At 57.1% G+C, this 13,859-nt stretch carries 12 protein-coding genes; 7 read left to right on the top strand and 5 right to left on the bottom strand.

Going from position 1 to position 13,859, the window contains the following annotated elements:
- Nucleotides 1–524: 524 nt before the first annotated feature.
- Nucleotides 525–1,796: a hypothetical protein gene (locus ACSKB8_RS03845; RefSeq protein ID WP_438102617.1), complete on the bottom strand. Its 1,272-nt coding sequence runs from the start codon at nucleotides 1,794–1,796 to the stop codon at nucleotides 525–527.
- A gap of 268 nt (nucleotides 1,797–2,064) precedes the next feature.
- Nucleotides 2,065–2,385: a hypothetical protein gene (locus tag ACSKB8_RS03840; protein ID WP_438102615.1), complete on the bottom strand. Its 321-nt coding sequence runs from the start codon at nucleotides 2,383–2,385 to the stop codon at nucleotides 2,065–2,067.
- A gap of 328 nt (nucleotides 2,386–2,713) precedes the next feature.
- Here ACSKB8_RS03840 and ACSKB8_RS03835 point away from each other — a divergent pair, with 328 nt between their 5' ends.
- The 7 genes from ACSKB8_RS03835 (at nucleotide 2,714) to tnpC (ending at nucleotide 8,953) form a co-directional block, all read left to right on the top strand.
- Complete coding sequence (locus ACSKB8_RS03835; protein WP_438102614.1) at nucleotides 2,714–4,288, top strand: hypothetical protein; 1,575 nt, start codon at nucleotides 2,714–2,716, stop codon at nucleotides 4,286–4,288.
- Nucleotides 4,289–4,298: 10 nt separating this feature from the next.
- A complete protein-coding gene (locus ACSKB8_RS03830) occupies nucleotides 4,299–4,703 on the top strand; it encodes an HAD family hydrolase (protein ID WP_438102612.1) in 405 nt (134 codons plus the stop codon).
- An 831-nt stretch (nucleotides 4,704–5,534) separates the two neighbouring features.
- The gene (locus ACSKB8_RS03825; protein WP_143035364.1) at nucleotides 5,535–5,717 is read left to right on the top strand and encodes a hypothetical protein; all 183 of its coding nucleotides are present in this window, start codon (nucleotides 5,535–5,537) and stop codon (nucleotides 5,715–5,717) included.
- Between the two features lie 215 nt (nucleotides 5,718–5,932).
- Nucleotides 5,933–6,334, top strand: coding sequence for a hypothetical protein (locus ACSKB8_RS03820; RefSeq protein WP_438102610.1), 402 nt, complete (start codon nucleotides 5,933–5,935; stop codon nucleotides 6,332–6,334).
- Nucleotides 6,335–6,509: 175 nt separating this feature from the next.
- Nucleotides 6,510–6,911, top strand: coding sequence for an IS66-like element accessory protein TnpA (gene tnpA / locus ACSKB8_RS03815; protein ID WP_438101910.1), 402 nt, complete (start codon nucleotides 6,510–6,512; stop codon nucleotides 6,909–6,911).
- Nucleotides 6,908–7,255, top strand: coding sequence for an IS66 family insertion sequence element accessory protein TnpB (tnpB, locus tag ACSKB8_RS03810; RefSeq protein WP_438101912.1), 348 nt, complete (start codon nucleotides 6,908–6,910; stop codon nucleotides 7,253–7,255). Before tnpA ends, tnpB begins: the two co-directional genes overlap by 4 nt.
- A gap of 45 nt (nucleotides 7,256–7,300) precedes the next feature.
- The gene (tnpC, locus tag ACSKB8_RS03805; protein ID WP_438101914.1) at nucleotides 7,301–8,953 is read left to right on the top strand and encodes an IS66 family transposase; all 1,653 of its coding nucleotides are present in this window, start codon (nucleotides 7,301–7,303) and stop codon (nucleotides 8,951–8,953) included.
- A gap of 439 nt (nucleotides 8,954–9,392) precedes the next feature.
- Here tnpC and ACSKB8_RS03800 read toward each other — a convergent pair whose 3' ends face one another.
- From ACSKB8_RS03800 to ACSKB8_RS03790, 3 genes are all read right to left on the bottom strand, one after another.
- Complete coding sequence (locus ACSKB8_RS03800; RefSeq protein WP_438102608.1) at nucleotides 9,393–9,977, bottom strand: anthranilate synthase component II; 585 nt, start codon at nucleotides 9,975–9,977, stop codon at nucleotides 9,393–9,395.
- Nucleotides 9,974–11,368, bottom strand: coding sequence for an aminodeoxychorismate synthase component I (gene pabB / locus ACSKB8_RS03795; protein WP_438102606.1), 1,395 nt, complete (start codon nucleotides 11,366–11,368; stop codon nucleotides 9,974–9,976). The genes ACSKB8_RS03800 and pabB overlap by 4 nt, the downstream gene beginning before the upstream one ends.
- A gap of 107 nt (nucleotides 11,369–11,475) precedes the next feature.
- Nucleotides 11,476–11,835: a Dabb family protein gene (locus ACSKB8_RS03790; protein WP_438102604.1), complete on the bottom strand. Its 360-nt coding sequence runs from the start codon at nucleotides 11,833–11,835 to the stop codon at nucleotides 11,476–11,478.
- Nucleotides 11,836–13,859 lie beyond the last annotated feature (2,024 nt).

Raw genomic sequence — 13,859 nt, 5'->3', positions numbered from 1 at the left:
CGAGGTGTGCTGCGCCGCTTAAAGCATCGCACCTCAACCCCGGCCCGCTGGCGACGCTAGGCCCTTGAAGTTCGTATGAAGAGCGATTCGAGGATGAGGTAGACCGCTTTCGGATCGGTCTGCCTGGAGACCAGATACGATAGGATGTCGTGGCGGAGCTCTGGCGTGAGCCGCAGTACGACAGCTCCTTGCAATCGTTTCGATTTTCCTCGTCCCCGCAGATGATAGCTAAGCAAAAATCAAAAAGCGAGCACGACATCGCGCGCTGCAACTAAGTCATCTCGCGCAGCCTTAAGCCGAGCTTGGTTGCCTGCGAAGCGATATTGAAGCTCCGTTTCGAAGTCGTGCGCGCTTACGCGAGCGATGTACGGCGCGAGATTCGTGAGCAATAGCGCGGCGACTTTGGCGTGAGACAGCGCAGCGGTGACTTGGGGGAAATGTTCGGTCCGCCAGATTTCACGGTCAGTGATTTTGCGTCAGAGGGAGGATTATTCGCAGCCGAAAGTAAAAATCAACTAAATAGGTCAGCTGGGAGTCTTGGCCAATCCGGCCACGCCCTTTCGATTGAGATTCAACTCGTTTTCTCCTATTTTGAGCTTGAGTTGAGATGCATTCCCTACGAGTGCCGAAGCAAGGTTGTCCGCGGCGGAGTGAACTTCAGTTAGGGAGTTTGGGCCCGAGAAGAGATTTCGAGTGATGCCGTCCAAGAGCGCCGTCGGCAATTCTTCATTTTGATCTCGGCGCCATTCCATAGCCGTCTCCACGACCCAGCTCGCGCGGTCTACATCGAGTTCGAACTGCTTAAGCAAAAATTCCGCTGAGGCATGCTGCTCAAACCATCGGTTCATCCAGCGTATATAGAAGAGTATCGCTCCAAGGAATGCTGCGGTCAGCACAGTCTGCTTGGCGATGGCCCAAGCAAAAGGCAGACCAATTTCACCCCGCTGCACGATCGGAAGTAGGATTTGAACGTTGAGAACGTTGGCCGCGGTTAGGGCAAACAACAGCAAAATCATAGCGACATGAATAGGAGTTCTCAATTTTCGAGTATCGCCCGTGAGTGTAAAATTCGTTTGCCGGCGCTCGATGATCTCGCGCAAAGCGGTATGCCGAGCGCGGCGAGCGTGAACATAGTCTCGATCATCAAGTGCTTTTCGACGGAGTTCGAGATCTTCTTCCTTCTGCCGCAATTCTTGAATTTGACGATCGTATTCATCCCTCAGGACTTTTCTCTCGTTGTCGGTTTCTTCAGTCAGCTTCAGTTTATGTTGTTCCAGCTGGCTGGTCTGTTCGACTGTCCAATCTGTGATTTTTCGTATTTGATCTGCAAAGCTGGTTTCGAGCTTGAGTATCGTGCCGTGATAGATCGATTGTAAATCGACAACTGAATGACCTGACGTATCCAGCGAGCCAGCCACTCCTCCAAGATGCGACAGCTTGCTGTTGATGAAGTGCACGATCTCCAAGCGCTGCTCGGCTTTCAGGCTCGGTTGATTATTGTTGTTTTCATACCTGAAGGTAAGTTCGTCGAAATAGGGGCTAAGTAGAGATGCATCTCGATTGCGATCGTAGCGTATCGAGAACTGCGGAAATTCAGCAGAGACTGATGACACCACATAGGATGAGGACCGAGCAAGTCCGTCGACAACGACGCTGTCTTTTCGCCAATCTATTCGATCAATACCAACGACGTTCAGACCGCAGGTTTGTGGCTGGAAATCATCTCTGAGCTGCCTAAAAACCGCAATTAGAGACGCGTCATCTACACGAGGGATTGCGAATTTATTCTCCGACATAATTCATCATTCCTGGAAAGCGAATCACCACTAAACTAGCGATTGAATTTGCAGTTGGGAACACGCCCTCGGTCTAAATTCGCAACTCACTCACAGTTACCGTAGTTCGATTTACGCGCAGCTTGCGACGCCGGCAACAACGTTCGCCAAGTCGTCATGGGTCCGGCGGATGGTCGATCGAGCTTACCGCCGTGCGCTCTTCGGCGTTCGAGGGCGGCAATCTGGTTGATCAAACGCGGGTTGTCCGGGATCCGGATGGTTTTCGAGTTCAGTTTCGGAAGCATGTCCACGTACGGGCCGATTTCGGCGCTGGCGAAAGATGGTAGGTGATTTCCGCGCTTTTCGAAAGCTTGCCGCGGCCACTCGCCCGCGTAGCAGTCGTCCGTGACCGGCCGACGCCCTCGGCATGATCGGCTCGGGCAATGTTTTTGCCGACCTTGGATTTGCGTATCCGGAGACTGAACTTACGCAGGCGAACGTCCTTATCGAGATCGACGAGGCGATAAGAAGAGCTCGCTATGGAAAGGACGCGCACATTGATCTCGCCGATCGGTTGGCAGATGTGGCGGGCACTGATCTGCGCGTTCATGACGACCTTCTGAAGCATGCATCCAGGCGAATTAGTGACGCCTTGTTGGTCGTGACATGCGCTGCCGCACGAGCGTTGGCTTTGTTATTTCTCATACGAGCTCGTCGCGCTTCAGACGGATTGTCGCGAAAACGCCAGCTCATTTGTCGGGCCACAGAGATTGCGAGAGCGGAAAGGACACCTGTGGGTTTGATGGTCTGTCAAATTGCTGAGCGCTGGGCGCTGGTACGAAGCTTGCTTAAGAGCAGGTCCATCTCTTCTCGGATCGGCGGACTACATCCGCCTTGTGACTGGCTCGGGACGGGGACGCTACAAGAAGGTTACCAGCATGTCAGGTATCGCTGCCGCTTTTCTATTGCCTTGGAGCAGTTCCCATCAGACTGTTTATGATCAGCTCAAGCACATGATTCCGAAGCTCTCACTTCGCGGACAGGCAGGAGTCGGCATCGCCGCCTTCATGCACAACAAAGGCGTTCGATATAAAATTGCGTCTCGGCCATCGCACGAACTGCGCGCGATCGACAAGGATGAGCAGGATCTGGAGTTCACTCCCCATGTTGCAATCGCTCATGTTTGCGGTCGAGTTTGCACAGAGGGTGAGAGCGACGATCAACCAACTCCCAATCGCAGGGCCACTTCCCGTCAACTGACAATTTCGTTGGACGGAGCGTTAGTAAATGCTCGAGAGGTTAGGGCAGAACTGGTTGCCCAAGGTCGCACCTTCGCGGGTCGGACGGATGCCGAACTCTTGCTCAAGCTAGTTGAACACATTTGTGAAAGGGATTATTGGCGCCAAGGCCTGCGAGTCAACTATGAGAACGTCTTTCGTGAGATTGATGAGCGCATTGATGGTGCTATTAGTGCGCTTTTGCTGGACACCGAAGGAAATCTGGTTGCGTTCCGCAATAGATATGGTCTGCGTCCTTTGGAGTTCATGCAGACGGACGATGGTTTCTTGCTCTTTGCGTCTGAAAATTGCGCCTTTGCCGGACTTCGGGGCAAATCAGACCAAATCGTCCCCGGCTACATCAAATATGTGGATGGCAAAAAGGGGCATTGCATCGATCGTTGTGTCAGCGATTCTCAACGCGCCGCCAAGCTTTGCGCCTACGAAACTCTTTACCTCGGAAGTCCGGATACGTCGATCCAGGGCCGATCTCACTTCGAAACTCGTTACAGTATCGGTTTCTCGCTGGGTGATCTTATTGCGCGTCGGCTTCCCACAGAGCCGGACGCCACTCCAATCATCGTCGCGTCCATGCCTCATACCGGAGGGCCCTACGCTGACGGCTTATTTTCATCTCTCGTAGCACGCGGGGTTAGCGCCGAACGGCGTGAAGTCATCGAGACTCAAATCTCTGAACGAACTCTCATCGGCCCAAGCAGTGAGCGCAAGCGCCGTATTGCTCACAAATACCGTCTGGCTTCGACTGACGTCGACAAACGCACGATACTTATCGCCGATGAAGCCCTCATTCGGGGCGATACCAGTCGGACCGTAACGAACATGCTTCTTGCGGCAGGTGTCAAAGCTGTCCATTGGGGAATAGGCTCACCGCCTATCGTGGCTCCAAATTACTACGGCGTGAATATTGAGACCATTGGTGAGCTGGCCTTCTGGCGGACATGGAAGGGACTGTCCGCTCAACAGCGGAAGCAAAGCCTACTATTTAAAGATGTCGAGCCGCATGTCCTCAAAACCATTGAGGGAAGAATTGCGGCCTCGATCAATGCGGCAACTGTGACTTACTTACCGTTCCCGCGTCTCACATCGTTGCTGCCGCGAGGAAGCGAGGGAATAGATTTGTCACCCTTTACGTTCGAAATGCCAACTCCTGCAGGGCAAACGCGCGCAAATAGAGACCTGCATAACATGGTTGCTGATCACTATAGCGCTGCCTGAGGCCCGAAGCATGAAGCCAGTTTTTGTTTTTGATTGGAATGGCACGTTGCTTGACGATGCCAATGCGCTACTGCAAACGACGAACATTATCTTGGAGCGCTTCGGACGCCCGACGATCGATCTGGACACCTTTCGGGATCATTCCGATGTCCCACTCTCCATTCTCTTCCGAAATGTCGGAATGTCAGAAGCGGAAGTCGCAGCCGTAGATCACGATGGGGGCGCAATCTTTCATGATACGTACGAGCCGCTAGCCGATAAAGCGGAGTTGCGCATAGGTGCGCGCACAATGCTGGAATTGGTGCGCCAAGAAGCGGCGTCGTCCATCATAGAGCAACCATATAGTCGCGCCCCTCGTTGCTCAATTGAAAAGGCTCGGAATCGATCGCTACTTCAACGGCGTCCTGGCCTTTGAAAGCCGTGCCACGCAGTATAAAACGATGAGCAAAGGGGAGAGACTTCGGCGATATATGGAGCAAAATGATATAAATCCCGACTCAACCTTCATCATCGGGGATATGCCAGTAGAAACGAATATTGCACGAAGCCTTGGACTGATAAGCATATCCATTACCGGTGGATTTGTTTCCGAGTCGCGGTTGCGAGCTGCTAAGCCGGACCACATCATCCACAACTATCACGAGCTGTTACCAATCGTTCAAACGCACGGCTTTTTTCTAAATGGATAGACGCTACGTGCGAACGCGAGACACCGCACCTAGGCCGGCGGCGAGACGGGGCAGGCCTTCTCGGAGTGGGCGCATGGGAAAGGCCTGTGGTCTCAGTAGCTCGGCTTACCAGAGTGAAGGTGACGAGAATCGGCGTGGTCGCTGGGTCGGACTGCCCTGAAAGATCTGTCCTGCCTAGCCACCGCCGGGTCACAGAGGCGATGGGCTTAGGATAAGATGGATTGCTCCCCCCGTCTGGCGGAGAGTGTGATTATTCACTGCAGAACCTCGTACTTCTGCAACCACTCTGCTCAGAAGCTCGGAAGGCGCGCCAGTACGGGTCGACTTGACGCTCATGACCGCGAGTTCCGACCAATCAAAAAGGCTTGTTTGAAATCCTGCAAACAGCCAGCGACCTTAGGTGAGTGAGCCCGGTTCGGCAACCATCGTTTTCGAGACTCTGAAGCTGATAGGGTGCGCCGATCTGTTGCGATCACTGCGATGGATTGCCCACTTGGCAATTCCGAACGTTCCTTATATGTTCAGTTGACCTCGGGCCGGAGAGAGAGGATTTGACCGTGAATCTGGAACTTCTGACAGCTCTGAAGAAAGTCGCGAAACGTCGGGCGCGGCTAAAGCTGTCTCGCAACGATGCGCTGCAGGTATTGATCAAAGAGGGTATCAACAACTCTCGCGGCGGATTGACGAAGGAATATGGTGGTCCGACCTTGAAGAAGGTTCGCACCCTCCGTCGTAAATGAGTCGTTCTGCGACATCGCTGGCGGTGGGTTTCCACGGGTGCGAGCGACAGGTCGGTCTTCGCGTGCTGAGGGGTGAGGACTTTAGGCCCAGCGAAAAGGCATATGATTGGCTCGGTCCGGGCGTTTATTTTTGGGAAGGTGACCCGGTGCGGGCATGGGAATGGGCCAGAGACCGAGGCTACTCCGAACCATTCGTTGTCGGAGCGATTATAGACTTGGGCGAATGTTTAGATCTCACTTTGCGTGAAAACCTTGAATATTTAAGTGTGGCCTACTCAGATCTGCGGCGCGTTCAAGGTCTGGCTAAATCGAAGCTCCCTTCAAACAAGGATGGTCGCCGCCTACCAAAACGCGACAAAGTACTAAGGTTTCTGGATTGTGCGGTCATTACTCACCTGCATCACATGGTTGCAGATGCGGTCGCCGAAAATCCGTTACCTCGCTTTGATACAGTGCGGGGGTTGTTTGAGGAAGGAGACCCCGCGTTTCGCGGTGCTCGGTTCTATAGCCGCACCCACACTCAGATTGCTGTACTCAATCAGCGCCTTATTCGTGGAGTATTTCGTCCGAGAAGTCTAGATCGCCAGTCGCTCAACCAAGCGATATCTGGCTCCTAGTTCGTCCACTTCCCCTTGTTTCTCCAATCTCAACCAGCCTGCAAATTCCGACTGACCGCGACCGATGATGTTACAGCCGCGGTGTTGACGTCTCATCGTATTCCTCCGTTGAGGGCCGTCTTGTTTGACGGACGCGAACGCTGCAGGTCCTAGGGGTAATCCTAGGAGAAGCACTATGACGATTTCGAGGGCGGAGGTGATCACATCGGTCGAGCGGCGGCGCCGGTGGTCGCAGGATGAGAAGGAACGGCTTGTTGCAGCATCGCTCGAGCCCGGAGCCAGTGTTTCCGAGGTGGCTCGCATGGCTGGCCTTCATGTAAGCCAGCTGTTCAGGTGGCGCAAAGAGCTTTGCAAGCACGGTGAAGCGAGTATAGCGCCGTTCGTGCCGGTCGAGATTGGGCCGTCTGTGCCGCCGCGGGAGGTGGCCGAAGCGTCATTGACGACGACGGCGGCGCGTCGACGGAAGAGCCTGGGCATCATTGAGATTGATCTTGGTAGCGGGCACCGCATCCGGGTCGATGGCGACGTTGATGGAGACGCGCTGCGTCGAGTTCTCGATGCTTTGGTACGCCGATGATCCCGGTTCCGACGGGCGCACGAGTGTGGCTTGCGACAGGCTACACGGACATGCGCCGAGGCTTTCCGTCGCTGGCACTCCAGGTGCAGGAGGTGCTGCGCAAGGACCCGCTCAGCGGTCATCTGTTTGTCTTCCGCGGTCGCCGAAGCGATCTTCTGAAGGTGATCTGGCACGATGGCCAGGGAGCATGCCTGTTCACCAAAAGACTCGAGAGAGGGCGGTTCATCTGGCCTTCGGTTGCGGGCGAAGCAGTGACGATCTCGCTGGCGCAGATGAGCTACCTGTTGTCCGGAATCGATTGGCGCAACCCCCAAGAAACCCAGCGTCCGACGCGGGTCGGATAGCCGTTTTGGGTTTGAATCTTCTGCTTGATCTGATTCAATGGCTTCATGATATCGAAGCCGGACGACCTTCCATCGGACCTTGTCAGTGCCCTGGCGGCGCTGCAGGCCGAGCGTGAGGCGCGGCTGCGAGCCGAGGCGGTGGCTGCCAGTGCACGGGCGGAGCTGTCGGATAACGCGGCGCTGATCGCGCATCTCGAGTTGCGGATCGAGAAACTCAAGCGCGAACTGTACGGGCAGCGCTCCGAGCGCACGGCGCGGCTGATCGAACAATTGGAATTGGAACTCGAAGAACTCGCCACCACGGCGAGCGAGGATGAGCTTGCCGCGCGCGCCGCCGCGGCGAAAACCCAGAGCGTGCGCGCCTTCACGCGCAAGCGGCCGGTACGCAAGCCCTGGCCGGACGACATCGAACGCGAGCGCGTCGTCATTGAGGCGCCAAAGACCTGCGCCTGTTGCGGTGGGGCGCGCCTTGCGAAGCTGGGCGAGGATGTGACCGAGACGCTGGAGGAGATCCCGCGCCGGTTCAAGGTCATCGAGACCGTGCGCGAAAAGTTCACTTGCCGCGATTGCGAGAAGATCAGCCAGCCGCCGGCACCGTTCCATACCACGCCGCGCGGCTTCATCGGTCCGCAATTGCTGGCGACGATCCTGTTCGACAAGTTCGGCATGCATATCCCGCTCAACCGCCAGAGCGCGCGCTTCAAGTGCGAGAGGATCGACCTGCCATTGTCGACGCTCGCTGACCAGGTCGGCCACGGAACCTTCGCCGTCATGCCGCTCTTCCAGCTGATCGAGCGTCATGTACTCGCAGCCGAGCGCCTTCATGGCGACGACACCACCATCCGCGTCCTGGCGAAGGGCAAGTGCACGACCGGCCGGATCTGGACCTATGTGCGGGATGACCGGCCCTATGGTGGGCCGGCGCCGCCGGCTGCGGTCTATTACGCCTCGAGCGATCGACGGGGCGAGCATCCCCAGAAGCATCTGGCCGCCTTCGCCGGCATCCTGCAAGCCGATTGCTATAGCGGCTTCGAGCCGTTGTTCGACCCGCAAAGGAAAGCGATGCCGATCACGCCGGCATTCTGCTTCGCGCATGCGCGGCGGGGCTTCTTCGAGTTGGCCGATATCGAGAAGAACGCCAGGGAAGGCAGTAAGGGTAAACCGGTCTCCCCGATCGCGCTGGAGGCGGTCAGACGCCTCGATGCGTTGTTCGAGATCGAGCGCGCCATCAACGGCCGCAGCGCCGACGAGCGGCGTGCCGTGCGCCAGGAGAGAAGCAAGCCGCTGCTCGACGACATGTACGCCTGGCTGCTGCGCGAGCGAGAAACCCTCTCGCGCTCCTCCGAGGTCCTGAAGCCCATGAATTACATGCTCAGGCGCTGGGCCGACTTTGCCCGCTTCCTCGACGATGGCAGGATCTGCCTCAGCAACAACGCCGCCGAAAGAGCGTTGCGCGGCATCGCCTTGGGAAGGCGCAATTGGACCTTCGCCGGCAGCCTGCGCGGCGCCGAACGCGCCGCCATCATGCTGACGATGATCACCACCTGTCGTCTTAACGATGTCGATCCCAAAGCCTGGCTCGCCGACGTCCTCGCCCGGATCGCCGATCTTCCCGCTTCGCGTCTGCACGAACTGCTGCCCTGGGAATGGAAGCTCCCGCGCCAAGCCGACGAACCCACCGATCAGCAAGCTGCCTAACCTTCACGCAGCGCTATCATAGCGCTACCCGGCCCCCGCGCGCATGCGTCAATCAGGCGGTCTTCGTCGTATGCGTACGTCTCATCTTGGTATCACCGGACCGCGCGTGTGATGAGGCGGCGAATCCTATAGGCCTGGCGAGCCAGATCGATACGCGAAGCTTTGGCAGATAAAGCCTGACCGCGTCGATCGCGCTAATCACACGAAGAGAACCGGCGATCCCATAGGCACCAGTGGCCAAGTGAGGCAGGAAACGCCCGTTAGGTGGAGGTGATGCGAAGAGGCCGACGCGGCTCCAAGTAATTCAATGGAGGCTGCGCCAAAAGAGAAAGTTGCGTATGTAACGTGCCAACTGAGCTATTTCCGATCCATCTTGACCGACCTCTGCGGAGCGATTCACGAAAATACGCAGCTCGCCCATTCGACGAAGTCTCCGATCTCACGCCTCGAAACTGTCCGCCAATCGCAAGAAATTCATAAGCAGCACGTGCCCCTGTTGAGTAAGTACTGACTCGGGGTGGAATTGCACGCCATAGGTTGGGTGATGCCTATGTGCCAAAGCCATGATCTCACCTTCAATTGAACGGGCTGTCACCACGAGATGCTGCGCGTCTGACTCCTCGAGTTCGACCGCCAGAGAATGATAGCGTCCAACAGGAAGTGGAGACGGGAGTTCCTTGAACAACCCTCGGCCGTCATGAGTAATGTGTGAGGCGCGGCCGTGCATGGGACAACGCGCGCGCGCCACGCGACCGCCGAAAACGCTCCCAATACACTGGTGCCCAAGACAGATGCCAAGAATTGGAACGCGACCCGACAGTTCGCGGACAACGGCAGTGGATATGCCGGCCTCCATTGGCGTGCACGGCCCGGGAGAGATCACAATTGCACGCGCCTGCAGCGCGACGAGATCGGTGAAGCTGATCGCGTCATTCCGGACGACTTGCGTCTCTTCTCCAAGCTCGCGGAAATAGCGCGCAATATTGAACACGAAGGAATCGTAATTGTCGACGATGAAGATCAAAGCACACCAGATGGATCGGCACCAAAGGTGTCGAAGAGTCGCTGTGCCTTGGCAAGCGTCTCCTCGTACTCGGCTTCAGGATCCGACATCGCCGTTATTCCACCCCCTGCATGAAAGACGGCTAGGTCGTCGTCGATCATCACGGTACGAATCGCAATGTTCGTGTCCATCTGTCCATTGAATCCAATGAAACCGATCGCTCCGCAATAGACCTCTCGCGCCACTCCCTCGATGTCCGCAATGATCTCCATTGCTCGCACCTTCGGAACGCCGGTAACGGAGCCGCCCGGAAAGCAGGCGCGAAGCAGACCGACGGCGTCTTTGTCCGCAGCAAGTGCGCCCCTGACGATCGAGACGAGATGGTGCACTGACGCATAGGATTCCAAGTTGCACAGTGCGGTAACCTCGACCGAATTGTCGGTACAAACGCGTGACAGATCGTTGCGCAGCAGGTCGACGATCATAATGTTCTCGGCGCGATCCTTCTCGGACGCAAGAAGGAGTTCGGCACGGCGCCCATCTTCCGCGGAATCGGCGGAACGCGCGATCGTGCCCTTGATCGGGCGCGTTTCGACCTGCCGGCCGTCGAGTTTCAGAAATCGCTCAGGAGAGCTCGATGCGATCGTCAGCTTATCGTAGCGCAAGAGAGCTGCGAACGGTGCCGGGTTCAATGACCGGAGCTGGCAATAAAAAGTGAGCGGATCGAACAGGGGCGAAACCCTGGCACTGAAGCGTTGCGCGATGTTCGCCTGGAATATATCTCCAGCCAGGATCAAACCGACGACGCGCTGGACCGCTGCGATGAAGCGTTCACGGTTATAGTTCGAATGCCAAGCGCGCGCCGTGCTGGGAATTATGATCCGCGGCGACTTTGGCCTGGCAAGCAGTGCTGCAAACTCGTCGGCGCGACGAAGCGCGCGATCGGCTCGTCGGGTGGGGTCCTGCTCGGGCCATCCGGTCGAGACGATCCAGCACCTGTGGTCCTTGTGATCGAAGCTGACCACCACATCGTAAAAATGCAGGATAGATTGAGGCAACCGGAGGCCGAGAACTGACGGCGGCGGCAGCCGCTCCAGTGTTCGGTTCAGATCGTAACCAAGGAAGCCGGCTGCGCCGCCCTGGAATGGGGGGAGATCGGGGCGGTGCGCTTCTTTGTATCTCGCAAGAAGGCCGCGAAGGACCTCCCATGGATCGCCAGCAAGGGCCTCTCTATTCCAACTTGCCTGTCCATCGGCGACCAAATATGTGCTGAACGGCTCGCAGGCCAGATATGAGTAACGCCCAAGCAGCTCATGCCCTGCCGCGCTATCAAGAAAGGTAAGCTGCGGCCGCTGCGCAAAGCATCGCAGCGCCTTGACAGGCTCAATCCACTGCAACTCGCGGACGTGCATAAGCTATCTGTTACCGATCCGGCAGATTGTGAGGCCCGCGCCGCGTGATGCCCTTCCGAAGGAGGGTTGTTTCCGCCCGAGCGTACGAGATCTTGCGGCTGATCAAGCTACTCACGGCCAGCTGGTCCGCTGCGCCGAGCGACTTGCGTTAGCCCTGCCGTTCCAGCGAAATGCACGTCTGTTGACAGCTCATAGTCAGCGGCAAAGCGCAACTCCCGGAGTGGCCGTACGCATCTGATCGCTTCTCGATACAAATTGTGCGTTTTGTACGCAGCGAGATCCGTCTCGCTATCAAACTCCCCGTACACCACGACGTCGATGTCATTGCCGAGCTGATCGCTCTTGCGGTTGCGCGCAATCTCGAGCCGGCGTGCATATGGGATTGAGGTGAGAACCGATAGACCTTCGACGATTTGGTCGATACCGGCCTTATCCCTGACTGTGAAGAAGACGATGTGACGGATCATGGTGGCCGCAAACGTGACGCCGCAACTTGGCCGCGTTCTTATATCGGGATCGAGCTCAAGGCAATGCTTGAACAAGCACCGGCAGCAGGGCGGTCTTGACGCTGTACAATGCCTCGACTGTGCAGCAGAACTTCCCAAGATATTTGAGCAGGATCTGACAATTATCGTGCCTCATGCTCTGAATGTCGCTTACGCAGGTGAGGCGTGATCGAGGTGCCGCGCTCTGAGGCCTTTAAAGGCGCTGCTGCCGACCTCAAATATCGAACGTTTCCGGGACTCGCCCCGTTCGAAAACGGACACTCGGTGCATACCGCGCCAACAGCGAGGGGCCGACGCGCTGTTTTGGCAGGATCATCGTGATCGATTATGCGAGTAGGCGGAGCCCGCTCGTGCTTCGGCGGAAACTCCGGCGCGCAGGTGGAAAACGCAAAAAATACCCTAGTCGCGCTAATATGCGTCGATAGCTGTTTTTCCAGGCAGGACGACTCCGCGCTAATTCAATGACCTCAGATCAGGTGAAGTCAGTCACCAATCGTAGGGCTATTGTTCGAAGCGTACCGTTCTGCATCTATTAGGGTACATTCTGCGACACGTGAATGCCTCCGTCCGATTTGGACAACATTTGTGCGCCGATAACAATCTTAGCCTGCCACAACGCAGGGAAGGCAACCCTCGGAGGCCGCAATGGCGCGCGCGGCAACCATCTATGGTTCAACGTAACAGTCGGCATTCCGAAGCCTTTTAAGACGGGTGCGGCGGACACGGATCTTGACGGGTGTCTTGCATGAATTGTCCTGCTCGGAGCCTTGAGGGGGTGATACCCGCGGTAGGGTCGCTGAGCAGCCGTTGCTTGAACCCGGGAGGTGAGGCCACCGTGCATTCAAGTCCGCCGAAGAGTAAGGCGGTCCTGTCGACCGGCGCCCGCTTTGTGAGCTGCGCCACCGCACCGTGCGCGCCAAGGGATGTCTGTCGAACATCTTCCTGCTCGCCGAGGCCGCCGAGAAAAGCTGGCGTCGTGTCGATGGCCACAACTAGCGGTTTGGGCGACGTCGCCGGAACAGGGGGCGTGAGGAGCTTGCGCGATCGCTTAAGTTGCTCCCGCGATGTAGGAACATCACGCGCGTAAGATCAGACCCGGCAGTAGCGCGCTGGCGAGCCTAGGTGGTGTAGTTGGCAAGGGCTTTCAGTTTCTTGCGTGCGGGTCAGTTTCCGGCCTATCTATGGCGATATCGGCGACGCGTGACCGATCTGCCGCCGGCCGGGCGGGTCGTAGAACTCGTGGTGATCGCCCGCCGCTTCTGCTGCGACGCCGTCGTGTGCGGACGCCAGATCTTCACTGAGCGTTTCGCCGACGGGATATTGGCGTCATCGGCGCGACGCGGCTGGACCCTATCGTCCAGCATCTCGGTCTGGCGCTTGGCGGTCGAGCGGCAGGGGGGGCTTCTCAAAACGGCTGATGCTGCCACTAAGCAAGGACACGCTTCTGCGTGTTGTCCGACGCCGCAGCCGTTCCCAGGCCGATTGTCTCAAGGTCATCGGCAACTCACGAGGTCCCGGCGGGGGCGGCGCATGAACGAATGGCTATATTCTCCGCGTCGAGACCCCAGAGCGGAGCTGAACGCAGGCTAGACTTTCATGTCCCTGAATCGAAGGCTCACCTCAAGGATCATGGTCATCGGTTAATCGAACCATCAACTAGTGCCCGCCTTATTTGCTCGGCCCGTTCCTTGGGCAGCTTCTCGGCCAAGCTGTGATCCTTTAACAACGCCGGCCCCTTGCGTTCTCGATCATAAACCATCCAGCCGGTGGTCCCCATTCGAACGAGGAACCTGGACTGTTGTGGAGGTAATCCGTGGCTCAATAGTTCCTCCTACATTGACCCGTTAAGTTCAAATCGCCCCAAGTGTCCCAAGGAAACGCGATCTTCGTCTCCGGAAAGCAGGTCCCGCGCTTTATTCCTGAATAGGGACACTGAAATTCTCAGGCAGCAGACGCACTGCACGGCCTGTGCCACTGGCCGATAC

The sequence above is a fragment of the Bradyrhizobium sp. BR 1432 genome (assembly GCF_051547705.1).
In the GTDB taxonomy this organism is placed as follows: Bacteria; Pseudomonadota; Alphaproteobacteria; order Rhizobiales; family Xanthobacteraceae; genus Bradyrhizobium; species Bradyrhizobium zhanjiangense.
The sequence above is the reverse complement of the archived record's forward strand: the minus strand, read 5'-3'. Positions and strand labels throughout refer to the sequence as shown.